This is a genomic window from Pseudomonas sp. NFACC25 (genome assembly GCF_900100935.1).
Lineage (GTDB): Bacteria > Pseudomonadota > Gammaproteobacteria > Pseudomonadales > Pseudomonadaceae > Aquipseudomonas > Aquipseudomonas marginalis.
The window spans coordinates 323,432-346,643 of the sequence record NZ_FMUC01000002.1 but is presented as its reverse complement, the minus strand read 5'-3'; the positions used below and the strand labels follow the sequence as shown (position 1 = coordinate 346,643).

Here is a 23,212-nt window from a genome sequence, read left to right as displayed (position 1 = left end):
CAGTCCCGGCATGGTGGCACGGTTAGACTGAATATAGCCTGTCGCCTGTGAATGAATCGTCATGCCACGGACACGGAAGTGCCGCTTGAACGGCGGCATGTCCTGTTGCCGGTCAGAAGTACACACGGGTTTCAAAGAACACACTCTGCTCCTTGAGCTTGCCCTTGAGCTGTTCATCACGAGCGTTTATCCGGTTGGTGAAGGTGTTGTAGCCGGTCTCGATACGGCCCATGTCCACGTAGCGCCAACCTGTGCCAAAGGCAATGCGGTCGTTGACCTTGGCATCCAGGCCCAAGCCTACGCTGTAGGCAAAATTATATTGGCGGTGGCTGGCAAAGCGACGGGTGTCATTGCTCTGAAAACCCTCGGCATCAATTTGCGCGACGCCCATCCCCGCCATGCCGTAGAACGAGAGCCAATGGGTGAGCGGTATGTTTTTATAGCCGTTGACCATCAAGCGCTGGCTGTCCGCTTCAAGACGGTTGACGTTGGCATTGAAGGGCGACCAGAAGGAGTCGAAGGTCGAGCTGCCGGAGAGGGTGTATTCCCCTTCCGCGCGCCAGCCATTGGCGAAGGCATAACCTACCGCGTAGGATCCGGTGAATGTTTTAGTGCTATCAGGCGCTTCCACTCGTTCGTTGACGCGCGGGCTGGTCAACAGTGCGCTGGATAGATTCTGGCGTGCACTGTTGAATTTTGCCGAGCCGTACCAGGCCTCTGCCTGTGCATAAGGCGTTGCAATAGCAGTGAGGAACAGAAAGGAAGATAGTTTTCGCATGGTTATCGATTCACTGAGGGGAAGGGTGGAATCGATAGCTTGTCGTCGGGCGAGTGCAGTGATCGAGAGGACTTCTCCTGTTCAATCGTCAACTCATCAGTCTTTGCTGTAGGAAGAAAAGCGGCACAAAAAAGCCGCTCCCAGGGAGCGGCTGTTTTAACCGGCGGTTTTACTCGGCGGCGATAGCGTTTTTCGCCAGGATGGCGTTGGCCAGTTCCATATCCGTGGCCTGCAGGCCAGGGTTATCGGCGCGGACTTTCTGCATGGCGGATTCCAGGTACGGGCCGCGGATACCGCCGTCGCTGGCAACGAAGCTGCCTGCGTCGTCTTGTGCGGCAACCACCAGTTTGTGGTCCTTGAAGGTCAGGTAGGTCGAGCCGGTCGTGGCGCCCGACGAGATGACATTGCGCCAGAAACTGTCGGCCATGGCTGAACCGACAGGAAGGGAAAGCACAGCGAGGGTAGCGACAGCATATTTAAGACGCATGATGGGTGACTCCGGGTGGGTGATCTGTACCGTTTGATTGCAGTTAGCCCAGCCGAGTTCCATCACTGACTAAACAGTTTCTACCTTCAAGATCACGCCATCCAGGCCCACCACACGCACTTGAGCGCCTACAGGGCTGTCAGGGCCGGTTACCATCCAGACGCCGTCACCGACTTTTACCTTGCCCCGACCCTCCACAATCGCCTGATGCACCACGAACACACGGCCGATCAGCTCCGAGCCACGCTCGTTGAGCCCCGGCTGGTCACTGGCTTTGGCACTGCTGCGCTGGCGTTTCCACCAGTACACCGCTGTCAATATCGACAGCACAGCGAACAGCAACAGTTGCCACTCCAGCCCGAGCGGCGGCACCAGAAACTTGATCACGCCCACGGCTGCCGCAGCTATGCCCATCCACAGCAGGTAGCCACCGGCGCCGAATACTTCAAGAATCAATAGCACCGTACCCAGTGCGAGCCAATCCCAGAACGAAAGATGCTGCAGGAAATCCCACATGGCGATCGCCTCAGGCTTTCTTGTTGTCGAAGGTTGCCTTGACGATTTCGCCGATGCCGCCGACAGCGCCGATCACCTGGCTGGCTTCCAGCGGCATCAGGATCACTTTGCTGTTATTGGCCGACGCCAATTTGCCAAGGGCATCGATGTATTTCTGCGCGACGAAGTAGTTGATGGCCTGTACGTTGCCGGTGGCAATCGCTTCGGAAACCACCTGGGTCGCGCGGGCCTCAGCCTCTGCCTGACGCTCACGGGCTTCAGACTCCAGGAACGCGGCCTGGCGCCCACCTTCGGCTTCAAGAATCTGTGCCTGTTTCTTGCCTTCGGCCGTCAGGATCGCCGATGCCCGCAGGCCTTCGGCTTCCAGGATCTGTGCACGCTTGATCCGCTCGGCTTTCATCTGGCCGGACATGGCGGCCATCAGGTCGGCGGGCGGGCTGATGTCCTTGATTTCGATCCGGGTGATCTTGATGCCCCACGGCGCCGTGGCTTCATCGACGGTGCGCAGCAGTTTTTCGTTGATGCCGTCACGCTGGCTGAGCATGGCATCCAGCTCCATGGAGCCGAGCACCGTGCGGATATTGGTTTGCAGCAGGTTGCGGATAGCGTGTTCGAGGTTGTTGACCTCGTAGGCGGCCTGGGCGGTATTGACCACCTGGAAGAAGCACACGGCGTCGATCTGCACGGTGGCGTTGTCGGCGGTGATGACTTCCTGGGGCGGGATATCCAGCACGCTTTCCATCACGTTGATCTTGCGGCCGATGCGGTCCATGACCGGGATGATGATGTTCAGGCCCGGCTTGAGGGTGTTGGTGTACCGGCCGAAGCGCTCGACGGTCCACTGATAGCCCTGGGGTACCACCTTGAAGCCCATGAACAGGATGGCGATGGCCAGGCCCACGAAAAGAAGCAGTACGGTTCCGATCTGCATAGCGATTCCCTATCTGATGGTGTCAGTTAAACGACGTTCGGCGGATTGTAACGGTCTTGTCACCGATAAGAACGGTTTCAGCACGGCGTAATCAACGCATTTGTTACCGAATCCCCAGGCGTCACTCGCAATACCTCGGCCATTGTGGTCAGCCCCGCCTTGACTTTACCCACGCCGGCCATGCGCAGGCCGCACATGCCTTGCGCCACCGCCTCCCTGCGCAGGGACTGCGCGTCGGCGCCTGGCGTGATCAGCGCCTTGAGCGAGTCATTCAGCACCATGATCTCGTAGACCCCGGCGCGCCCGCGAAAGCCGCTGTTTCGACATTCTGCACACCCTACCGCTTCGTGAGCATCGCCCGCCACCCGCTTGCAATGAGGGCACAGCAAGCGCACCAAGCGCTGCGCCATTACGCCCAATAACGTGGCCTTGATCAAATAATGAGCAATGCCCAGTTCCTGCAAGCGGCTGATGGCGCTGGGCGCATCGTTGGTGTGCAGCGTCGAGAGCACCAAATGCCCGGTCAATGCGGCCTGGATCGCCATCTCGGCGGTTTCCCGATCGCGGATCTCGCCGATCATGATGATGTCCGGGTCCTGGCGAAGCAGGGCTCGGATGCCGCTGGCGAAGGTCAGGTCGATATTGGGCTGTACCTGCATTTGGTTAAACGCCGGCTCGACCATCTCGATCGGGTCTTCCACGGTGCAAAGATTGACCTCCCGGGTCGCCAAGTGTTTGAGCGTGGTGTAGAGGGTGCTGGTCTTGCCTGAACCGGTAGGCCCCGTGACCAGGATGATGCCGTTGGTGTGGCGCGTCATGTCGTGCCATCGCTGCTGGTCCTCGGCCGACAAGCCCAGCTCGTCAAAGTCCTTGAGCAGCACCTGCGGGTCGAAAATCCGCATCACCAGTTTTTCGCCAAAGGCGGTGGGCAGGGTCGACAGCCGCAACTCGACTTCTGTGCCTGCAGGGCTTTTGGTCTTGACCCGGCCGTCCTGGGGTTTGCGTTTTTCCGCGACGTTCATCCGCCCGAGGCTTTTCAGGCGGCTGACCACCGCCATCGTCACCTGGGGTGGAAATTGATAGACGTCGTGCAGCAGCCCATCAATGCGAAAGCGCACGCGGCCTTGTTCACGGCACGGCTCGATATGAATATCACTGGCCCGCTGGGCGAACGCGTATTGCAACAGCCAGTCGACGATATTGACGATATGCGCGTCGTTGGCGTCCGGCTCCTGGTCGCTGGCGCCGAGGTTGAGCAACTCGACGTTGCCAGGCCCCGCGACCTTTTGATCCGCACCGCTGACGGACTTCGCCAGCCGGTAGAATTCGCTGATACAACGCTGAATGTCCTGGGGGTTGGCAACCACGCGCCTGATCGAGCGCTGGAGCACTTGTGCCAGTCCCGATTCCCAACTGGTGACATGGGGCTGGGCGCTGGCAACGGTGACGGTCTGCGCGTCCACGGCCACCGCAAGGATGGCGTGGCGTTGGGCAAATGCGTGGGACATCAGCGGCACGACCGTTGCAACATCGATCTTCAGCGGGTCGATGCGCCAATAAGGTTGCCCCACATGTTGGGCAAGCCACTGGGTCAGGGTTTCCAGGGAAGGCCCATGGGCGGCGATGCACTCCAACGGGTGCTGGGCATTGCCGGCGGGCAGCGCTGATAAGCGCTGCGCGATGTCGGGAGCAATCAGCCCTCCCTCGACCAGCGCCGGGAGCAACTGATGCAGTTCCAATCGGTGATCAGCAGACATGAAGGTGTTCCTGGGTAGCCTCGGACGACATTTCAGGCTAGCCAGCCGCCGAATATCTTCCTCCCAGCGTATGTTGCAGGCCTTTACCGAGCTGCTGCCGCCACGGCCACCGGCCCCACGGAATCAGCGCGCCATACATGCAGCGTGCACACGCTGATCAGGTTTCGAATCTTTTCGGCGATCACTTGGGCGCGATGCCAGCTCAGGCTATCCATCACGATATCGATGTTCAGCAGGTCTTCCTGGCGGCTCACGTTGACCTGGCTCGGTGTCAGGAACTGCAACGCAAAATAGTTGAGTACCCGACACAACACATCGGGCTCCGCCTCGGCGACGATCCGGTAATGCGCCTGGCAATGGGTGCTGCTGGCAGCCCACGCATCGACGCGGGTCAGAGGGTGGGTGGTTTCGACGGCATGCATGCTGACTCTCCAGATTCGAATGGAGAAATTTTTACATTCGCTTCGGGAGATTTCTTATCTAAGATGGGCATGATTTGCGATTAATCGAATCGTTCAATTCAGAAAAGACAGCCTTCAAGGTATTTTTATGCACAGCGAATTGGACGCCTACGACCGCCGCATCCTGGCCCTGCTGCAAGAGGACGCCTCGCTGTCCAGCGCGCAGATCGCCGAACAGGTCGGCCTGTCCCAGTCGCCGTGCTGGCGACGCATCCAGCGGCTCAAGGAAGAAGGAGTGATTCGCGGCCAGGTCACTCTGCTGGATCGCAAGAAGATCGGCCTGAATACGCAGATCTTTGCCGAGGTCAAACTCAACGCCCACGGCCGATCCAACTTCACCGAGTTCACCGACGCGATTCGTGGGTTTCCGGAAGTGCTGGAGTGCTATGTGCTGATGGGGGCGGTGGACTTTCTACTACGCATCGTGACGTCGGACATTGAGGCGTACGAGCGGTTTTTCTTCGAGAAGTTATCGATGGTGCCGGGGATTCAGGAGGTCAACTCGATCGTGGCGCTGTCCGAGATCAAGTCGACCACCAGCCTGCCAGTATTGCGCTGACAGGATCGGCCTCATCGGGGGCTAGGCCCCCGATGGCGATATTACAGGCGCAGCAGGGTCTTCCAGGCACGGTTCTGATACACCGCAATCGCCTGATGCATGCGCGCATCCAGCGACTCGTCGGTGATCGGCTGGTTGGCCAGTTGCGCCAGCTTGTTCAGCTCGCCGTACAAACGATCCAGTTCCGCAATGTCCACCACGTTACGCGCATGGTGCAGCCAGGCCTGGATGCGTTCGATGCGCGGCAGTTGCTCGGCCAGGTCTTCCGGTTGCTGCTGGTAGCGCGGCAGTTGCAGGGCGACGGCATCGTCGGCCAGCAGGCGCGGCAGCCAGTTGGTGATTTGCGCGGCGCCCTGGCGGTTGCCGCGCACGTTGCGGTCGGCAGTCCAGGTGCGGGCCATCAGCCAGCGTGACATGTTCAACGAGAACAAGCCCCAGCGCACGTCGTCCAATTCTTCGGCAAACTGCTCGGGTGCGGCTTTGCGGATGTCTTCGTCGTCGTCACCGGCCTGGACCAGCGGGCGCCAGTCTTCCAGCAGTGCATCGAGTGCGCTGCGCAGTTCGCTGGTGGATTGACGCGGCGCGGCCTGGCCGAGGCTGCCGATCAGGGCGCGCAGTTCGCCGAGGTTGTCGACCCAGTCCTGCAGCAGACGCCAGTGGCCATTGAAGCGGTATTGCTCGGCGAGGCGCTGGCTGCTGCCGAGCAGGTGCCACATGATTGCGGCGAAGGCGTCGTCCAGCGGCATTTCGGCGTGGATCTGCGGCGCCGGCAGGCTCAGGGAGTAGCTGCTGGCGTCGTACAGGCGGTAGCCGCGCTCGGCCTTGCTGATGTCACACGGCATCAGTGCGAGGGTGGCGGCCAGCTCGGCGGCCAACTCCAGCAGCGCAGCCGGCTCGCCTTCGCGCAGTTCCAGTTCCAGCTCGCAGATTTCTTCTTTCTGCTTACCCACGACCACATGGCCCAGGTCCAGGGCGGCTTCGATCACCACCTTGGCCTTGCCACGGCCCCAGGCGATTTCGGCGCGCTCGCGCACGAAGTCGGTGGTGAAGATCGGCTTGAGGGTCTTTTTGTCCAGCTCGGCCAGTTGCTCGGGCCAGCAATCGCCGTCGAGTTTCTTTACGTCGAGCTTGGCCTTGGGCAGGTCCCAGTTGTACTCATTGCGTTCCGACAGGCCGGCGACGCTTTGGCCACGGGTCTTGAGGGTCTGGATAATCTCGTCACCGTCCTTGCGCAGGCGCAGGGCGACTTTGGCCTGGGCCAGGTCACGCTCGGGGGTGTCGAAGTACTGGTTCATCAACTCACGGCGTTCCCAGCCACTTTTGTTGCGTTTTTTCAGTAGCGGGTGCTCACGCAGCGCGGCGAGTGTTTCGCGGCTGACGCGGAGCTTGATTTCGGTTTCTTTCTGCATGGCCGGAAAATCCAGGATCGGGAGCGCAGCCGGGGAAAAGAGTGGCTGCCAAGGTCGTGCAGTGTACAGGACTGAGCCCGGCAACGCGCCGCAACGGTTTATTGTCTCGTGCAGATGCCTCTATAGTGGGGCTCATCCGGGAAGTAGGGAGACCGCGTATGCCGTTACCGTCCATGAAAGAGCAGTTCGCCGCGCTGATTGCCGCGCCTTCGGTGAGTTGCACCCAGGCGTCTCTCGACCAGACCAACCGACCGGTGATCGATTTGCTCGCCGGTTGGTTGGGCGACCTGGGGTTCTCCATTGACATCCAACCGGTCAGCCCCGGTAAATTCAACCTGCTGGCCAGCTTTGGCACAGGCCCCGGCGGCCTGGTATTGGCCGGCCATAGCGACACCGTTCCTTATGACGCTGCGTTGTGGAAGACCGATCCGCTCAAGCTGACGGAAGTCGACGGCCGCTGGGTAGGATTGGGCAGTTGCGACATGAAGGGTTTTTTCGCGCTGGCGATTGAAGCGGTGTTGCCGCTGCTGGACCAACCGTTCAAGCAACCGTTGCTGATCCTCGCCACCTGCGATGAAGAAAGCTCCATGTCCGGTGCCCGGGCATTGGCCGAAGCCGGGCGCCCGCTGGGCCGCGCGGCGGTGATCGGTGAACCGACCGGCCTCAAGCCGATCCGCCTGCACAAAGGCGTGATGATGGAGCGCATCGACATTCTCGGCCAAAGCGGCCATTCGTCGGACCCAAGCCTGGGCCACAGCGCCCTGGAAGCCATGCATGACGCCATCGGCGAGCTGCGCGGCCTGCGCCTGGCCTGGCAGCGCGAGTACCGCAACCCGCAATTCAGCGTGCCGCAACCGACCATGAACTTCGGCTGTATCCATGGTGGCGACAACCCCAACCGCATCTGTGGCCAATGCTCCCTGGAATTCGACCTGCGGCCCTTGCCGGGCATGGACCCCGCAGTGCTGCGTGCGGCGATCCGGCAAAAGCTCGAACCCCTGGCCGAGCGCCATAAAGTCAAGATCGACTACGCGCCGTTATTCCCCGCAGTGCCGCCGTTCGAGCAGGTCGAAGACGCCGAGTTGGTGCGGGTCGCGGAACGATTGACCGGGCATCGTGCCGAAGCAGTAGCGTTCGGCACCGAAGCGCCTTATCTTCAGCGCCTTGGTTGTGAAACCCTGGTGCTCGGCCCTGGCGACATCGCCTGTGCCCACCAACCGGGCGAATACCTCGAAATGTCACGCTTGACGCCTACAGTGCGTCTATTGCGGGAACTGATCGAACATTACTGCCTGAAACCTGCGTAAATTAACCCCTGTCCATTCGTACATAAGGAGAGCGAGCGTGTCGCCAAGCCTGTTCCGACGATAACCATCAGCCCGCTGTGCGTTTTCACGACTCATCCTTTTTCGGCTGCTTTTTATTACAGGCCCAGGTTCCATGCCCGACTACGTTAATTGGCTTCGTCACGCTTCGCCCTACATCAACGCCCACCGCGACTGCACCTTTGTGGTCATGTTGCCCGGCGACGGCGTGGATCATCCGAACTTCGGCAATATCGTCCACGACCTGGTGCTGCTCCACAGCCTGGGCGTGCGCCTGGTGCTGGTGCACGGTTCGCGCCCACAGATCGAAGCGCGCCTTGAAGCGCGCGGCCTGGTCCCGACTTACCATGAAGGCATGCGCATCACCGATGCCGCGACGCTGGAGTGTGTGATCGACGCGGTCGGCCACCTGCGTATCGCCATCGAAGCGCGCCTGTCGATGGACATGGCCTCGTCGCCGATGCAGGGCTCGCGCCTGCGGGTGGCCAGCGGCAACCTGGTGACGGCGCGGCCTATCGGCGTGCTTGAAGGCGTGGATTACCACCACACCGGCGAAGTGCGCCGGGTCGACCGCAAGGGCATCAATCGCCTGCTGGATGAGCGCTCCATTGTGCTGCTGTCGCCCCTGGGCTATTCGCCTACGGGGGAGATCTTCAACCTGGCCTGCGAAGACGTCGCCACCCGCGCCGCCATCGACCTGGGGGCGGACAAACTGCTGCTGTTCGGCGCTGATCTCGGCCTGATCGATGAAAATGGCCGCCTGGTCCGCGAACTGCGCCCGCAACAAGTACCGGCACACCTGCAACGCCTGGGCAGCAGCAACTACCAGTCCGAATTGCTTGATGCAGCGGCCGAGGCTTGCCGGGGCGGGGTAGGGCGCAGCCACATTGTCAGCTACGCCGAAGACGGTGCCTTGCTCACCGAACTGTTCACCCGCGATGGCGGCGGCACGCTGGTGGCCCAGGAGCAATTCGAACGGGTGCGCGAGGCGGCGATTGAAGACGTCGGCGGCTTGCTCGACCTGATCAGCCCCCTGGAAGAACAGGGCATCCTGGTGCGCCGTTCGCGGGAAGTGCTCGAGCGTGAGATCGAGCAGTTCAGCGTGGTTGAGCGCGAAGGCATGATCATCGCGTGTGCGGCGTTGTATCAGATCGCCGATTCGGACGCGGGTGAACTGGCTTGCCTGGCGGTGAACCCGGAGTATCGCCATGGCGGGCGGGGTGATGAGCTGCTGGAGCGTATCGAAACCCGTGCCCGGGCGCAGGGGTTGAAGACGCTGTTCGTACTTACCACGCGGACTGCCCACTGGTTCCGTGAGCGCGGCTTTGTGCCGAGCAGCGTGGATCGCCTGCCCTCGGCACGGGCCTCGCTGTACAACTACCAGCGTAACTCGAAGATTTTCGAGAAGGCCTTGTAGAACCCTACCCCCAAGTCACCGGGCAGGCTCGTGTAAGAGCCTGCCGTCACGCACGACTAAAGTTTAAGCATTCTTGATCTGACGCCGATAACAGGTGGGCGGCTATGGATAGAGTGTGGGCGCTTGCAAACACCTGAATCGTCGAGTGGGCGGCTTGGACAGCAAAAGAAACGATTAGTGACACAAAAACTGTAACAAATTGACGGGAGGATGTGCCTTTGGCCATGATGGCGTCGCCTTTTTGATCGTGGGTGACGTATGCAACAGCGCGGCCACACTAATCGATCTAAAAAAGCTCTAACAAATACCCTTTAGGAATTAGCTTGTGTGGCGAGTGGTCTATGCTGGCCTGTCCACGTCACGGAAAGTCTTATTCCTGAATCGTATGAAAAAGAATGAAATAATTCTTTTTGGGTGTATGAAAAACTCATTACCCTGCAGGGACCAAATCAACGGTGGTTAGACGAAGGTAGTAGACACACAAGGTTACGATTGACTTGTCAGTCACTATCCGGTGCTAATCGCGCATCTGTGGATCGAGGGCGTCAGACCCGAGACCAAAGAAATACAAAAATTAGAAACGAGAGGAGCGGTACATGAAGAAGTCCACCTTGGCACTGTCTGTAGCTTTGGGCGTAATCGCTCAGCAAGCAGGCGCTGCCGGTTTCATCGAAGACAGCCACGCCACACTGAGTGCGCGTAACTTTTACATCAACACCGATAACCGTGATGGCCACCCATCGTCGACCTCGAACACCCGCAGCAAGAACGCTGAATGGGGCCAAGGCTTCGACCTGCGTTTCATCTCGGGTTACACCCAAGGTACCGTTCAGTTCGGCGTTGATGCGATCGGCCTGTACGGCGTGCGCCTGGATTCGAGTCGTGCTGAACACGGTAACTACAACGGCACCGCATCTGGCGGTACTGTGTTCCCGAGCGATGGCAACACGGCTGTTAACGATTTCGCCAGCCTGGGCGTGACCGGCAAGGTCAAGATCTCCCAAACCGAACTGAAGTTGGGCACCCTGCAGCCTAAGTTGCCGGTTATCGTGACCAACGATGGTCGTCTGCTGCCGCAGACCTTCCAAGGTGGCCAGATCACTACCAACGACATCAAGGATTTGACCTTGGTTGCTGGTCAGGTGGAAAAGGCCAAGGGTCGTAACTCCAGCAACAACGAAAACCTGTCGATTGGTGGTGCCAACGGTAGCTCCAACTACAACACAGGCACTTTCGTTAACAAGTTCTACTATGCGGGTGGTGACTACAAACTCACCAAAGACCTGACCGCCCAGTACTACTACGGCAACCTGGAAGACTTCTACAAGCAGCACTTCCTGGGCCTGACTCACAACTGGGCAATCGGCCCGGGCGTTTTGAAGTCTGACCTGCGTTATTTCAACAGCTCCGACGATGGTAAAAACGGCAACACCCCTGCTTACTACAGCAGCGGTAACTACAACGGTTTCAGCGGCGGCAAAGGTAAGGTTGATAACAACCTGTACAGCGGCCTGTTCCTGTACACCGTTGCCGGCCACACTTTCGGTGGTGGTTACCAGGTCAGCAACGGCAGCAGCGACTTCCCTTGGTTGAACCAGGGCGACGGTTCGTCGGCTTACCTGACGACTGACATGCAGATCCAGAAGTTTGCCCGCGCCGGCGAGCGTACCTGGCAAGCTCGCTACGCTTACGACTTCGCTAAAGTCGGCGTACCTGGCCTGACTGCTGGTGTCGTTTACCTCAAGGGTAGCGACATCGACACCGTAGGCACCAACGCTGGTCGTACTGAAATCACCGGTCAATCCGAGTGGGAACGTGACATCACCGTTGCTTACGTGATTCCAGAAGGCCCGCTGAAAAACCTTGGCGTTGCCTGGAAAAACGCTATGTGGCGCACCGACCTGGCGAACACCCGTTCCCAGGACGAAAACCGCCTGATCGTCAGCTACTCGCTGCCACTGTTCTAGTCGCGTGAAGCTGTTGTAAGACCGTAAAACCTTGCCCGGCGCACGCCGGGCAAGGTGTCTTGCTTTTCAAGTCGGGCTAAACCCCCGCAAGCCCTTCCTGAACCCCTCTTTGTACAGCGTCTCAAGGCCTTCTCGAACCTTGGAAACGATGTTGCGCCTCGCCCTTTCCCGCGTCCAATGAACAGATTTTTAATATTCCTTTATCGTCTAGATAAATCGATATTTATTCTTTTTAAATAATCCGCAATCCATGCACAGTGGGCTCCATAAGCACTCACCAGGAGCCACACCATGAGCCTAAGACTGGGCGATATCGCCCCCGACTTCGAACAGGATTCCAGCGCCGGCAAGATTCGTTTCCACGAATGGCTGGGCGACAGCTGGGGTGTGTTGTTTTCCCACCCGGCGGACTTCACCCCGGTGTGCACCACGGAGCTGGGCTTCACCGCCAAGCTCAAGGACGAGTTCGCCAAGCGCGGCGTCAAGGCCATCGCCCTGTCGGTGGACCCGGTGGATTCGCACCACAAGTGGATCGAAGACATCAACGAAACCCAGGCCACCGTCGTCAACTTCCCGATCCTGGCTGACGCCGACCGCAAGGTTTCGGACCTCTACGACCTGATCCACCCGAATGCCAGTGACACCCTCACCGTGCGTTCCTTGTTCGTGATCGACCCGAACAAGAAGATCCGCCTGACCATCACCTACCCGGCCAGCACCGGCCGTAACTTCCACGAAATCCTGCGGGTCATCGACTCGCTGCAACTGACCGACAACTACAAAGTCGCCACCCCCGCCAACTGGCAGGACGGTGATGAGGTGGTGATCGTGCCGTCACTCAAGGATGAGGAAGAGATCAAGAAGCGCTTTCCGAAGGGCTATCGGGCGGTGAAGCCGTATTTGCGGCTTACTCCACAGCCCAATCGTTGAAACTGACTCACAGCAGGGGTTTTCAGGCCGTTTCTACGGCCTTTTTTTTCGCCTGGCGACCTACAAACCTCATATGCATTTAAAGAATAAACAAATGAAAAAATAAGATTTATAGATATATGAATCTGCTGATAAGGTCTGTTCCATCTTGGCGCCATCGCCACACAGCGAACCGCCGGCACTTGCTCAAGGAATTCCTGCATGTTGGTCGTAACACTTGGAGGCAGTCCCAGCCAGCGTTCCCGCTCCGGGGTCTTGCTGGAAAAAACCCGTCAGTGGTTGCAAGACAAAGGCGTTGAAGTGGTGAGTTACCAGATACGGGACTTCCCGGCTGAAGACTTGCTGCATGCACGCTTCGACAGCCCCAAGGTCATCGACCTGCTGCAACAGGTGGCTAACGCGGATGGCCTGGTGATCGCCACGCCGGTGTACAAGGCTTCGTTCTCCGGTGCGTTGAAAACCGTGCTCGACCTGCTGCCGGAGCGCGCCCTGGCCCACAAGGTTGTGTTGCCGATGGCGACCGGCGGCAGCATCGCTCACATGCTGGCGGTGGATTACGCCTTGAAGCCGGTATTGTCGGCCCTCAAAGCCCAGGAGCTGCTCCACGGCATCTTTGCCGAAGACAGCCAGATCGCCTACGGCGAAGGCAGTGCCCAGGCACAACTGGTACCGGTCCTCGAACACCGTTTGCACGAGGCCCTGGAGACGCTTTACGGCGCCATGGCCCGTCGTCCGAAACCGTTGGACCCGCATGTGTTGAATGAACGTTTGTTGAGTGCTCGCTGGAGCATTTAAGTCAGCCTCACCGCTATATAGATGTACTCACCTTACTCAGCCGCCAACGGCCAAGCAGGTGCAGCCAACCCCCTCATCGCACTATTTGGAGAGAGCGCCATGCGCACTGTCATCTTGCGTCGTGGTCTGGTCGCACTGTTTGCTGCGGCTGTGTCCTTCGGCGCCATTGTTCAGGCTCAAGCCGCCGAGACCCTGCGGATCGGTTACCAGAAATACGGCACCCTGGTGCTGCTCAAGGCCAAGGGCACCCTGGAAAAACGCCTGGCCGCCCAAGGTGTGCAGGTGCAATGGACCGAGTTTCCCGGCGGTCCGCAACTGCTCGAAGGCCTGAACGTGGGTTCCATCGACTTCGGTGTCACCGGCGAAACCCCGCCGGTCTTCGCCCAGGCCGCCGGTGCCGACCTGCTCTACGTGGCCTACGAGCCGCCAGCGCCCACCAGTGAAGCGATCCTGGTGCCGAAAGACTCGACGATCAAATCGGTGGCCGAGCTCAAGGGCAAGAAAGTCGTGCTCAACAAAGGCTCCAACGTGCACTACCTGCTGGTGCGTGCCCTGGAAGACGCCGGCCTGAAATACACCGACGTGCAGACCGTGTTCCTGCCGCCCGCCGATGCCCGTGCCGCCTTCGAGCGTGGCAGCGTGGATGCGTGGGTGATCTGGGACCCGTACCAGGCCGCCGCCGAGAAACAACTGCAAGCGCGTACCTTGCGTGACGGCACCGGCATTGCCGACAACCACCAGTTCTACCTGGCCACCAAGCCGTACGCCGAAAAGCATCCGGAAGTGGTCAAGGCGCTGATCGAAGAAGTGCGCGCGGTGGGCGAGTGGTCCAAGGCCAACCCCCAGGAAGTGACCGAACAAGTCGCGCCGCTGCTGGGCCTGCCGGCAGACATTACCCTGACCTCGGTGAAACGCCAGGGCTACGGCGCGCTGTTCCTGACCCCGGAAGTGGTGGCGGCCCAGCAGAAAATCGCCGACAGCTTCTACCAACTCAAATTGATCCCCAAGCCCTTGAGCATCAAGGACGTGATCTGGACGCCACCGGCTGCCGTGGCTAAAGCGCCGTAATCCGATTTCTTCAGGAGACAACTCCATGAGCCTCACTATTTTCTGGTTCCTGCCTACCCACGGCGACGGCCATTACCTTGGCACCGCCGAAGGCGCTCGCGCCGTCGACCACGGTTATCTGCAGCAAGTGGCCCAGGCCGCTGACCGCCTGGGATTCGGCGGGGTGCTGATCCCCACCGGTCGCTCCTGCGAAGACTCGTGGCTGGTGGCCGCCTCGCTGATCCCGGTGACCCAGCGTTTGAAATTCCTTGTCGCGCTGCGCCCCGGGATCATTTCCCCGACGGTGGCGGCGCGTCAGGCCGCGACCCTGGACCGCCTGTCCGGCGGCCGCGCGCTGTTCAACCTGGTGACTGGTGGTGACCCGGAAGAGCTGGCCGGCGATGGCTTGTTCCTCAGTCACGAAGAGCGCTACCAGGCTTCGGTGGAGTTCACCCGCATCTGGCGCCGCGTGCTGGAAGGCGAAACCGTGGATTACGACGGCGAGCACATCAGCGTCAAAGGCGCCAAGTTGCTCTACCCGCCGATCCAGCAACCGCGCCCGCCGCTGTACTTCGGGGGATCCTCCGAAGCGGCCCAGGACCTCGCCGCCGAACAAGTGGAGATGGTGCTGACCTGGGGCGAGCCACCGGCCGCCGTCGCCGAGAAGATCGAACAGGTGCGGGCCAAGGCGGCGAAGCTAGGGCGCACCGTGCGCTTCGGCATTCGTCTGCATGTGATCGTGCGCGAAACCAACGAAGAAGCCTGGAAAGCCGCCGACAAACTGATCTCCCATCTGGACGACGACACCATCGCCCGTGCCCAGGCTTCCCTGGCGCGCTTCGATTCTGTCGGCCAGCAGCGCATGGCGGCCTTGCATGGCGGCAACCGCGACAACCTGGAAGTCAGCCCCAACCTGTGGGCCGGCGTCGGCCTGGTGCGTGGCGGTGCGGGCACCGCGCTGGTGGGCGATGGCCCGACGGTTGCCGAGCGGGTCAAGGAGTACGCAGCGCTGGGCATCGACACCTTTATCTTCTCCGGTTATCCACACCTGGAAGAATCGTATCGGGTCGCCGAGCTGCTGTTCCCGCACCTGGATATCGAACGTCCCGAGCTGCCGAAAAGCGCCGGTTACGTAAGCCCGTTCGGCGAAATGGTCGCCAACGACATCCTTCCCAAAGCTGCGTCACAGAGCTGAGGCGGCGCCATGAACCTGGAAAAATTGAGCCATCGCGTGGCGCCCTGGGTGCTGCCGATTTTATTGCTGGCGGTGTGGCAGTTGTCGGTGTCCGCGGGTTGGTTGTCGACACGCATCCTGCCGGCGCCCAGCGCGGTGATTGAGGCTGGGGTCAACCTGGTGCGCAGCGGCGAAATCTGGACGCACCTGGCTATCAGTGGCTGGCGTGCCGGCCTGGGCTTTGTGATCGGTGGCAGCATCGGCCTGGCGCTGGGGTTTATCACCGGCCTGTCGACGTGGGGCGAACGCCTGCTGGACAGCTCGGTGCAGATGATCCGCAACGTGCCGCACCTGGCGCTGATTCCGCTGGTGATCCTGTGGTTCGGCATCGACGAGACCGCGAAGATTTTCCTCGTGGCCCTCGGCACGCTGTTTCCGATCTACCTGAACACCTACCACGGCATCCGCAACGTCGACCCGGCGCTGGTGGAAATGTCGCGCAGCTACGGTTTGTCCGGTTTCAGCCTGTTCTGGCAAGTGATCCTGCCGGGTGCGCTGCCGTCGATCCTGGTGGGTGTGCGCTTTGCCCTGGGCTTTATGTGGCTGACGCTGATCGTGGCGGAAACCATCTCTGCCAGCTCCGGCATTGGTTACCTGGCGATGAACGCCCGCGAATTCCTGCAAACCGATGTGGTGGTGTTGGCCATCGTGATGTACGCCATCCTCGGCAAGCTGGCCGACCTGGCCGCTCGCGGTCTGGAGCGTGTATGGCTGCGCTGGCACCCGGCTTACCAAGTGAATAAAGGAGGTGCGGCATGACCGCTCAACAACCTCCGCGCCTGCTGAAGGGGATTCCCCTGGCGGTGCGCAAATTGCGCAAGGCCTTCGGCGCGCGGGAAGTACTCAAGGAAATCGATCTGCACATTCCGGCGGGCCAGTTCGTGGCCGTGGTTGGTCGCAGTGGCTGCGGTAAAAGTACCTTGCTGCGCCTGTTGGCCGGCCTCGATAAAGCCAGCGGCGGCGAGCTGCTGGCCGGTTCGGCGCCGCTGAGCGAGGCGATTGAAGACACGCGCTTGATGTTCCAGGAAGCGCGCCTGCTGCCGTGGAAAAAGATTATCGACAACGTCGGCCTGGGCCTCAAAGGCAACTGGCGCCCTAAAGCCTTGGAAGCCCTGGAAGCGGTCGGCCTGGCCGAGCGTGCTAATGAGTGGCCGGCGGCCTTGTCCGGTGGCCAGAAGCAGCGTGTGGCTCTGGCCCGCGCCTTGATTCACCAGCCGCGCCTGCTGCTGCTCGACGAACCGCTGGGCGCCCTGGACGCCCTGACCCGTATCGAGATGCAGCAACTGATCGAAAACCTCTGGCAAAAACACGGCTTCACCGTGTTGCTGGTAACCCATGACGTCAGCGAAGCCGTGGCCATTGCCGACCGGGTGATCCTGATCGAAGACGGCGAAATCGGCCTCGACCTGATCGTCGATCTGCCGCGCCCACGGGCCCGAGGCTCACATCGCCTGGCCGCACTGGAAGCGCAAGTACTTAACCGTGTGCTGTCGTTGCCCGGCACACCGCCGGAACCCGAACCTGTTTCACCGCTGCCTACGCAATTGCGTTGGGCTCAATAACTCACTTGTCCTACGAAGGAAGTCCACCATGACTATTAAAGCCATCAACGTGCGTAACCAGTTCAAAGGCACCATCAAGGAAATCGTCGTCGGCGACGTGCTGTCGGAAATCGACGTGCAGACTGCATCCGGTATCGTCACGTCCGTGATCACCACCCGCTCGGTCAAAGAGCTGGAGCTGGTGATTGGCAGCGAAGTGATTGCCTTTGTGAAGTCGACTGAGGTGTCGATCGCCAAGTTGTGATTTGCGTCGCTCTTGAGGCCGTCATCGGGGTGTAGCCCCCTCCCACATATTGATCTGTGAGCACATTCAAAATGTGGGAGGGGGCTTGCCCCCGATGAGGCCGGCCCAGCCAACCCAGGATTCAGCGCTTAGGCAGATACGCCGGCAAATACAGCCCCACATACGCATCAAACACCCGCATCCCTTCCTCAGCCATACGCGGCGTAATCAGCCCATGCTGATGCACCGAACGCGCATACACGCGATCACTCAATTCCAACGCCAGCGCAAACACATCCACATCGGTTGGCAAGCTCGGCACTTCAAAGTGGCGGTCGAACACTTCCAGCATCAAATCCCCCAGCTCCAGATCATGCTGGCGGTCCGCCTGGGTCACTTCGGTCAGCCCGTGCTGGGCCAGGATCAACTGGCGCGCGGCGGCGTCGTTGCTGTAGATGGTCAGCATGCGCTGTTCGACGATGTAGGACAGGTCGCGCCAATGCTTGAGTGAATCATGCTCGATGGGGGCCTGGATGGCGCAGCGGAAGGCTGCATGTATATCGGCGGTCAGTGCCTCCAGCAGCGCCGGCACACTGGCGAAAAAGTGATACACCGACGACGGCGGGATCTGCGCGCGCTCGGCCACGCTGTAGATCGACAAACTCGCCACGCCTTCGGCGGCCAGCAAGGTGCGGGCGGCATCGAGAATCGCGTCGATCCGTGCCTGGCTGCGGGCGCGGGGTTTGCGAGGGGCGGCGGGGCGGGTGGGCATGGAAGTCTCCTACAAGGCAGCGGGCATTGTACGCAGAGCCTGGGGATGATCCATACCGCTTGTTGGGGTGAGCGGGCTTGCCCCGCGCTGGGCTGCGAAGCGGCCCCCATAAAAAACGCCGAGTTCCTTCAGAAAGAACTCGGCGCCTGTGTTGGGGGCTGCTACGCAGCCCAGCGCGGGGCAAGCCCGCACCACAGTCAATGCAGCCGTCGTTTAGACCGTATGCAGGTACCAGTTGTACTCAAGGTCGGAGATGGAGTGTTCGAACTCTTCCAGCTCACTTTCCTTACAGGCGACGAAGATATCGATGTATTTAGGATCGATGTACTTGGCCATCACCTCGCTGTCGTCCAACTCGCGCAGGGCATCGCGCAGGTTGTTCGGCAGGCTCTGTTCGTTCTGCTCGTAGCTGTTGCCTTCCACGGGGGCGCCCGGCTCGATCTTGTTGGTCAGACCGTGGTGCACGCCTGCAAGGACCGAAGCCATCAGCAGGTAAGGGTTGGCGTCGGCACCGGCCACACGGTGTTCGATACGTACGGCGTCGGACGAGCCGGTCGGTACGCGAATCGCCACGGTGCGGTTGTCCAGGCCCCAGCACGGCGAGTTCGGCACGTAGAACTGTGCGCCGAAACGACGGTAGGAGTTGACGTTAGGGCACAGGAATGCCATTTGGGCGGGTAGGGTCTCGAGCACACCGCCGATCGCGTGACGCAATGCGGCGTTCTGCTCGGGATCCTCGCTGGCAAAGATGTTCTTGCCGTCCTTGTCCAGGATCGAGATGTGTACGTGCAAACCGTTGCCTGCCTGGCCTGGGTAAGGCTTGGCCATGAAGGTGGTATCCATCTCATGGTCGTAGGCGATGTTCTTGATCAGGCGCTTGAGCAGTACCGCGTAGTCGCAGGCCTTGATCGGGTCGGCCACGTGGTGCAGGTTCACTTCGAACTGCGCCGGGGCACTTTCCTTGACGATGGCGTCGGCCGGGATGCCTTGCTCTTTGGCACCTTCCAGGATGTCCTGGAGGCAGTCGACGTATTCGTCGAGGTCGTCGATCAGGTAGACCTGTGTCGAGTGCGGGCGTTTGCCGGAGATCGGCGAGCGGGGCGGTTGTGGGCGGCCGTTCACGTTCTCCTGGTCGATCAGGTAGAACTCAAGCTCGAAGGCGGCGCAGATGGTCAGACCGAGGTCGTCAAACTTGCTTACAACTTGGCGGAGCACTTCGCGCGGATCGGCGAAGAAAGGTTCACCTTCAAGTTCGTGCATGGTCATCAGCAGTTGCGCGGTAGGGCGCTTTTGCCAGGGTTCATTGCACAGGGTGTCAGGGATCGGATAACAGATTCGGTCAGCATCACCGATGTCCAGGCCCAGGCCGGTGCTTTCCACCGTCGAGCCATTGATATCCAGGGCAAATAAAGAGGCAGGCAGGTTAATGCCCTTCTCGTAAACCTTGTGGAGGCTGGTGCGTTCGATGCGCTTACCGCGCACCACACCATTCATATCCGCAATTAGAAGGTCTACGTACAGAACCTCAGGATGATCCTTAAGGAACGCGTTCGCTTCGTTAAGCTGAACGGCACGCGGGGGTACCGACATGATGCAACACCTTTGTTGTTAAAAATATCAATCATTGATCTTTTCTGGTTTCAGTCAACCCGAACGGCATGCCGAAGTCAAGCGAGGCCTTTTTTGCCCTAAAAAAGCGCCGTGACCGCACTTTTGGGGCTTTTTGGGGCGGTTTTTTCGGTTTGACCGGCTTGGGACTCGCAGGCTTGAGCGGGCCGTGTTGTATTTTTTACGGGGGTGTTGTGTAAAAAAATGAACAAGGCTAAGCTCGATTCAAACCCATAACAGCAATAATACCGGGGTGCTTCATGTCTCGCCTGCCGCCAATCGGCGTCTCAGCCTGCTTCAGCCAGGCTTTGTCCGCAGTCCGTTCGTCCCGCGTGAATGCCCACGCACCGGCCAATATTCTTGACGGCCCATCCGCTCTCTTTTTTGCCTCCTCGACTGCCACTGACCGGCTGCCATCCGCGCGGCCGCTCATGATTCTGCACGACTTTGGCTTGAGGAATGCAACGCTGCAGCAAATGGCAGGTAAGCTCCTACCCTGAACGAAAAAACGACGCGGATGCTGCGTCAACCAACGCCTGGCCTTTAATGGATGCCAGGAAACCCAGCCCAGAGGCATTTATGAGTAACAACCTCGACCAGCTCACCGATTGGTTGAAAGACCACAAGATCACAGAAGTCGAATGCATGATTGGCGACCTGACCGGTATCACCCGGGGCAAGATCTCGCCGACCAACAAGTTCATCGCCGAAAAAGGCATGCGCCTGCCCGAGAGCGTTCTGTTGCAGACCGTGACCGGCGACTATGTCGAAGACGACATCTATTACGAATTGCTCGACCCGGCAGACATCGACATGATCTGCCGCCCCGACCAGAACGCGGTGTTCCTGGTGCCCTGGGCCATCGAGCCGACCGCCCAGGTGATCCACGACACCTACGACAAGCAAGGCAACCCGATCGAGCTGTCGCCGCGCAACGTGCTCAAGAAAGTCCTCAAGCTCTACGCCGACAAAGGCTGGCAGCCCATCGTGGCGCCGGAGATGGAGTTCTACCTGACCAAACGCTGCGAAGACCCGGACTTCCCGCTGCAACCGCCGATCGGTCGGTCCGGGCGCCCGGAGACCGGCCGCCAGTCCTTCTCTATAGAAGCCGCCAACGAATTCGACCCGCTGTTCGAAGACGTCTACGACTGGTGCGAGCTGCAGGAGCTGGACCTCGACACCCTGATCCATGAAGACGGCACGGCGCAGATGGAAATCAACTTCCGTCACGGCGATGCCCTGTCCCTGGCGGACCAGATCCTGGTGTTCAAGCGCACCATGCGTGAAGCCGCGCTCAAGCACGACGTGGCGGCCACCTTCATGGCCAAGCCGATGACCGGCGAGCCCGGCAGCGCCATGCACCTGCACCAGAGCATCATCGACATCGCCACCGGCAAGAACGTCTTCTCCAATGAAGACGGGACCATGAGCCAGCTGTTCCTCAACCACATTGGCGGCCTGCAGAAGTTCATCCCTGAGTTGCTGCCGCTGTTTGCCCCCAACGTGAACTCGTTCCGCCGCTTCCTGCCCGACACCTCGGCGCCGGTGAACGTGGAGTGGGGCGAAGAAAACCGCACCGTCGGCCTGCGCGTACCGGATGCCGGCCCGCAGAACCGTCGCGTGGAAAACCGCCTGCCGGGCGCCGACGCCAACCCGTACCTGGCGATTGCCGCCAGCCTGCTGTGTGGCTACATCGGCATGGTCGAAGGCCATAACCCCAGCGCCCCGGTGGTGGGGCGTGGTTACGAGCGCCGCAACCTGCGCCTGCCGTTGACCATCGAAGACGCCCTGGAACGCATGGAAAACAGCAAGACCATCGAGAAATACCTGGGTCAGAAATTCATCACAGGCTACGTCGCGGTCAAGCGGGCCGAGCATGAAAACTTCAAGCGCGTGATCAGTTCGTGGGAGCGGGAATTCCTGCTCTTCGCCGTCTGATGCGCCGGGCGCACGGGGCAACCCGTGCGCCCTTCACTGAAAAGTCTAGGAGATTGGTATGTCCAGCAACAACCCGCAAACCCGTGAATGGCAAGCCTTGAGCAGTGATCACCACCTGGCGCCGTTCAGCGACTTCAAGCAATTGAAAGAGAAAGGCCCACGGATCATCACCAAAGCCCACGGCGTTTACCTGTGGGACAGCGAAGGCAACAAGATCCTCGACGGCATGGCCGGCCTTTGGTGCGTGGCGATCGGTTACGGTCGCGATGAACTGGCCAACGCCGCCGCCAGGCAGATGAAAGAACTGCCGTACTACAACCTGTTCTTCCAGACCGCTCACCCACCTGTACTGGAGCTGGCCAAGGCGATTGCCGACATCGCGCCTGCCGGCATGAACCATGTGTTCTTCACCGGTTCCGGCTCCGAAGGCAACGACACCATGTTGCGCATGGTCCGCCACTATTGGGCGATCAAGGGCCAGCCGAACAAGAAAACCATCATCAGCCGCAAGAATGGCTACCACGGCTCCACCGTGGCTGGCGCCAGCCTGGGCGGCATGACCTATATGCATGAACAGGGCGACTTGCCGATCCCGGGCATCGTCCATATCGCCCAGCCGTACTGGTTCGGCGAAGGCGGCGACATGAGTCCTGAAGAGTTCGGGATCTGGGCCGCCAACCAACTGGAAGAGAAGATCCTCGAGCTGGGCGTGGACAATGTCGGTGCTTTTATTGCCGAGCCGATCCAGGGCGCCGGTGGCGTGATCGTGCCGCCGGACAGCTACTGGCCGCGCATCAAGGAAATCCTTGCCAAGTACGACATCCTGTTTGTGGCCGACGAAGTGATTTGCGGTTTCGGCCGTACCGGTGAGTGGTTCGGTAGCGATTTCTACGACCTCAAGCCCCATATGATGACCATCGCCAAGGGCCTGACCTCGGGCTACATCCCCATGGGCGGCCTGATCGTGCGCGACGACGTGGTGGCCGTGCTCAACGAAGGCGGTGATTTCAACCACGGTTTCACCTACTCCGGTCACCCGGTGGCTGCGGCCGTGGCCCTGGAAAACATCCGCATCATGCGCGATGAAAAAATCGTTAACCGCGTCCACGACGAAACGGCACCGTATTTGCAGAAACGTCTGCGGGAGCTGGCGGATCACCCGTTGGTGGGTGAAGTGCGCGGTGTCGGCATGCTCGGTGCAATTGAGCTGGTTCAGGACAAGGCGACGCGCAAGCGTTACGAGGGCCGGGGCGTAGGCATGATCTGCCGAACCTTCTGCTTCGAGAATGGCCTGATCATGCGCGCCGTGGGCGACACCATGATCATTTCGCCGCCTCTGGTGATCAGCAAGGCTGAAATCGACGAACTGGTGACCAAGGCTCGTCAGTGCCTGGACCTGACTTTGGCGGCATTGCAGGGCTAAGTGCTAGGCTCAGTGCGCAGCGCACCGGGCAGTTATAAATGCAGGGGCCTTGGTTGAAAGCCGGCCCCTGAAC

At 60.1% G+C, this 23,212-nt stretch carries 22 protein-coding genes; 13 read left to right on the top strand and 9 right to left on the bottom strand.

Translation table 11 applies throughout. The annotated features are described in order from the left end of the window. Window positions 1-112: 112 nt before the first annotated feature. The 6 genes from BLQ09_RS05700 to BLQ09_RS05675 form a co-directional block, all read right to left on the bottom strand. Window positions 113-784: an outer membrane protein gene (locus tag BLQ09_RS05700; protein ID WP_027608385.1), complete on the bottom strand. Its 672-nt coding sequence runs from the start codon at window positions 782-784 to the stop codon at window positions 113-115. A gap of 163 nt (window positions 785-947) precedes the next feature. Then, the gene (locus tag BLQ09_RS05695) at window positions 948-1,265 is read right to left on the bottom strand and encodes a DUF2388 domain-containing protein (protein ID WP_092356087.1); all 318 of its coding nucleotides are present in this window, start codon (window positions 1,263-1,265) and stop codon (window positions 948-950) included. A gap of 69 nt (window positions 1,266-1,334) precedes the next feature. After that, a complete protein-coding gene (locus BLQ09_RS05690) occupies window positions 1,335-1,781 on the bottom strand; it encodes an NfeD family protein (protein ID WP_027608387.1) in 447 nt (148 codons plus the stop codon). 10 nt (window positions 1,782-1,791) lie between these two features. Next, window positions 1,792-2,712 (bottom strand): SPFH domain-containing protein, encoded by a 921-nt coding sequence (locus tag BLQ09_RS05685; protein ID WP_027608388.1) that lies wholly within the window; start codon window positions 2,710-2,712, stop codon window positions 1,792-1,794. A gap of 77 nt (window positions 2,713-2,789) precedes the next feature. Next, the gene (locus BLQ09_RS05680; RefSeq protein ID WP_092355769.1) at window positions 2,790-4,469 is read right to left on the bottom strand and encodes a GspE/PulE family protein; all 1,680 of its coding nucleotides are present in this window, start codon (window positions 4,467-4,469) and stop codon (window positions 2,790-2,792) included. 83 nt (window positions 4,470-4,552) lie between these two features. After that, complete coding sequence (locus tag BLQ09_RS05675; protein WP_092355766.1) at window positions 4,553-4,891, bottom strand: hypothetical protein; 339 nt, start codon at window positions 4,889-4,891, stop codon at window positions 4,553-4,555. 127 nt (window positions 4,892-5,018) lie between these two features. Between BLQ09_RS05675 and BLQ09_RS05670 the strand changes: the two genes are divergently transcribed. Beyond that, entirely contained in the window at window positions 5,019-5,489 is a 471-nt protein-coding gene (locus tag BLQ09_RS05670; RefSeq protein WP_010207358.1) for an Lrp/AsnC family transcriptional regulator, read from the top strand. 41 nt (window positions 5,490-5,530) lie between these two features. Here BLQ09_RS05670 and BLQ09_RS05665 read toward each other — a convergent pair whose 3' ends face one another. Continuing rightward, entirely contained in the window at window positions 5,531-6,898 is a 1,368-nt protein-coding gene (locus BLQ09_RS05665) for a CYTH domain-containing protein (RefSeq protein WP_027608391.1), read from the bottom strand. 158 nt (window positions 6,899-7,056) lie between these two features. Here BLQ09_RS05665 and argE point away from each other — a divergent pair, with 158 nt between their 5' ends. The 10 genes from argE (at window position 7,057) to BLQ09_RS05615 (ending at window position 17,419) form a co-directional block, all read left to right on the top strand. After that, entirely contained in the window at window positions 7,057-8,205 is a 1,149-nt protein-coding gene (gene argE, locus BLQ09_RS05660) for an acetylornithine deacetylase (RefSeq protein ID WP_092355762.1), read from the top strand. Between the two features lie 133 nt (window positions 8,206-8,338). Then, entirely contained in the window at window positions 8,339-9,640 is a 1,302-nt protein-coding gene (gene argA, locus BLQ09_RS05655) for an amino-acid N-acetyltransferase (protein WP_027608393.1), read from the top strand. A 596-nt stretch (window positions 9,641-10,236) separates the two neighbouring features. Further along, on the top strand, window positions 10,237-11,607 hold the full coding sequence (locus BLQ09_RS05650) for an OprD family porin (RefSeq protein WP_092355760.1): 1,371 nt from the start codon (window positions 10,237-10,239) through the stop codon (window positions 11,605-11,607). A 291-nt stretch (window positions 11,608-11,898) separates the two neighbouring features. Next, entirely contained in the window at window positions 11,899-12,537 is a 639-nt protein-coding gene (locus BLQ09_RS05645; RefSeq protein ID WP_027608395.1) for a peroxiredoxin, read from the top strand. 201 nt (window positions 12,538-12,738) lie between these two features. Continuing rightward, the gene (ssuE, locus tag BLQ09_RS05640) at window positions 12,739-13,332 is read left to right on the top strand and encodes an NADPH-dependent FMN reductase (RefSeq protein ID WP_027608396.1); all 594 of its coding nucleotides are present in this window, start codon (window positions 12,739-12,741) and stop codon (window positions 13,330-13,332) included. 99 nt (window positions 13,333-13,431) lie between these two features. After that, window positions 13,432-14,400 (top strand): sulfonate ABC transporter substrate-binding protein, encoded by a 969-nt coding sequence (locus BLQ09_RS05635; RefSeq protein ID WP_027608397.1) that lies wholly within the window; start codon window positions 13,432-13,434, stop codon window positions 14,398-14,400. A gap of 25 nt (window positions 14,401-14,425) precedes the next feature. Next, window positions 14,426-15,574, top strand: a complete 1,149-nt coding sequence (ssuD, locus tag BLQ09_RS05630; RefSeq protein ID WP_027608398.1) for an FMNH2-dependent alkanesulfonate monooxygenase — start codon at window positions 14,426-14,428, stop codon at window positions 15,572-15,574. A gap of 9 nt (window positions 15,575-15,583) precedes the next feature. Then, window positions 15,584-16,372 carry an aliphatic sulfonate ABC transporter permease SsuC gene (gene ssuC / locus BLQ09_RS05625; RefSeq protein ID WP_027608399.1) on the top strand — a complete coding sequence of 263 codons (789 nt, stop codon included), beginning with the start codon at window positions 15,584-15,586 and terminating at the stop codon, window positions 16,370-16,372. Next, the gene (gene ssuB, locus BLQ09_RS05620) at window positions 16,369-17,175 is read left to right on the top strand and encodes an aliphatic sulfonates ABC transporter ATP-binding protein (RefSeq protein ID WP_027608400.1); all 807 of its coding nucleotides are present in this window, start codon (window positions 16,369-16,371) and stop codon (window positions 17,173-17,175) included. Before ssuC ends, ssuB begins: the two co-directional genes overlap by 4 nt. 28 nt (window positions 17,176-17,203) lie before the next feature. Continuing rightward, entirely contained in the window at window positions 17,204-17,419 is a 216-nt protein-coding gene (locus BLQ09_RS05615) for a TOBE domain-containing protein (protein WP_003176783.1), read from the top strand. A 121-nt stretch (window positions 17,420-17,540) separates the two neighbouring features. Here BLQ09_RS05615 and BLQ09_RS05610 read toward each other — a convergent pair whose 3' ends face one another. Continuing rightward, window positions 17,541-18,170, bottom strand: coding sequence for a TetR/AcrR family transcriptional regulator (locus BLQ09_RS05610; protein ID WP_065924363.1), 630 nt, complete (start codon window positions 18,168-18,170; stop codon window positions 17,541-17,543). A gap of 213 nt (window positions 18,171-18,383) precedes the next feature. Continuing rightward, window positions 18,384-19,760, bottom strand: a complete 1,377-nt coding sequence (locus tag BLQ09_RS05605; RefSeq protein ID WP_003213894.1) for a glutamine synthetase family protein — start codon at window positions 19,758-19,760, stop codon at window positions 18,384-18,386. Between the two features lie 597 nt (window positions 19,761-20,357). Here BLQ09_RS05605 and BLQ09_RS05595 point away from each other — a divergent pair. Further along, window positions 20,358-21,716 (top strand): glutamine synthetase family protein, encoded by a 1,359-nt coding sequence (locus BLQ09_RS05595; protein ID WP_003176780.1) that lies wholly within the window; start codon window positions 20,358-20,360, stop codon window positions 21,714-21,716. Between the two features lie 58 nt (window positions 21,717-21,774). Further along, complete coding sequence (locus tag BLQ09_RS05590) at window positions 21,775-23,139, top strand: aspartate aminotransferase family protein (protein ID WP_092355757.1); 1,365 nt, start codon at window positions 21,775-21,777, stop codon at window positions 23,137-23,139. Window positions 23,140-23,212: the final 73 nt, after the last annotated feature.